We start from the raw sequence: 779 nt of genomic DNA, 5'->3' as shown, positions 1-779 counted from the left end.
AGGAGCACGGAGGCATCGACGTTGTCGATCTGCGTGTGACCGCAGAAGGCCATGGTCAGGTCCAGCTCCTTGTGGATGATCTCCAGACAGCGCGAGACCCCGGCCTCGCCCATGGCGCCCAGGCCATAGAGGAAAGCGCGCCCGATGTAGACCCCACGCGCGCCCAGCGCCCGCGCCTTGAGCACATCCTGGCCCGAACGCACGCCCCCGTCCATGTGCACCTCGATCTGGCTGCCCACCGCCTGCACGATCGCCGGCAGCGCGGCGATGCTGCTTTGCGCCCCGTCGAGCTGGCGCCCCCCGTGGTTGGAGACGATCAGCGCATCGGCCCCGCTTTGCACCGCCAGACGCGCATCCTCCACATCCTGAATGCCCTTGAGGATCAGCTTGCCGCCCCAGCGCTTCTTGATCCACTCCACATCGCCCCAGTTGAGCGCCGGATCGAACTGCTTGGCCGTCCACTCCGAGAGCGAACCCATGTTCTCGATCCCCTCGACGTGGCCGAAGATGTTGCCGAAATTGCGCCGCGGCGTGCCCAGCATGCCCAGCGCCCAGCGCGGCTTGGAGGCGATGTTGATCAGATTGGGCAGCGTCAGCCTGGGCGGGGCCGACAGGCCATTCTTCAGATCCTTGTGGCGCTGACCGATGATCTGCAGATCCAGCGTCAGCACCAGCGCGCCGCAGCGGGCGGCCTTGGCGCGGTCGATCAGGCGCTCGATGAAAGCGCGGTCCTTCATGACATACAGCTGGAACCAGAAGCCCTCGCCGGCGTGCTGGGC

General features: G+C 66.6%; 1 protein-coding gene. It reads right to left on the bottom strand.

Features of this window, described 5'->3' with window-relative positions; translation table 11 throughout:
* A partial coding sequence (locus L0977_RS25335; protein WP_234267697.1) for an alpha-hydroxy acid oxidase occupies nucleotides 1–779 on the bottom strand: 779 nt, incomplete at both ends.

The sequence above is a fragment of the Hydrogenophaga sp. NFH-34 genome (genome assembly GCF_021401345.1).
Taxonomy (GTDB): domain Bacteria; phylum Pseudomonadota; class Gammaproteobacteria; order Burkholderiales; family Burkholderiaceae_C; genus Hydrogenophaga; species Hydrogenophaga electricum.
Note: the sequence above shows the minus strand (reverse complement) of the source record. Positions and strands in the feature narration are given on the sequence as shown.